Source organism: Dyella japonica DSM 16301, assembly GCF_001010355.1.
GTDB classification, from domain to species: Bacteria; Pseudomonadota; Gammaproteobacteria; order Xanthomonadales; family Rhodanobacteraceae; genus Dyella; species Dyella japonica.
Genome location: NZ_JPLA01000173.1, coordinates 1 through 459 on the forward strand (window position 1 = coordinate 1; position 459 = coordinate 459).

Annotated in this window: 1 protein-coding gene; it reads left to right on the plus strand. The window is 42.9% G+C overall.

Going from position 1 to position 459, the window contains the following annotated elements:
* Positions 1–459: hypothetical protein (locus Y882_RS20420; protein WP_046973438.1), on the plus strand; the 459-nt coding region annotated here is incomplete at both ends.

The window sequence follows — 459 nt, forward strand, 5'->3', positions numbered from 1 at the left end:
TGCAGTAGTAGTGTCTGTGTTCTTTACTCCTGCTGCTGGTGCTGGGGTAATGGGTACTGCTGCTTCTATTGGTGCTGCATTAGGTTTTGCAGGGTTAGCTGCTATTATCGTTGGGGCTGTGGCTAATGCCATTGCAGCTATGATTCTGATGTCCATTATTCAAACAGTCTCTGTTAGTCTGCTTGGGGATAAGATTGGAATCATTGTTGCTACTATTGCCTCTATGGTAGCCATGAATGTCGGCACAGCTTTATCCACTGGTTCATCTATGTCTACGATGCTTGGTGAAATGATGAAAGCAGACAACATCATTAAACTCACTTCATCTGTAGGAAATGGCATAAGTGATTACATCAATGCTTCTGCTATGGAAACTGTCAAAAAGACAGAGAAACTTATGGCAGAGTACCGTGACCAGATGAAAACCATTCAGGAAAAGTACGAGGAAATGTTTGGCAC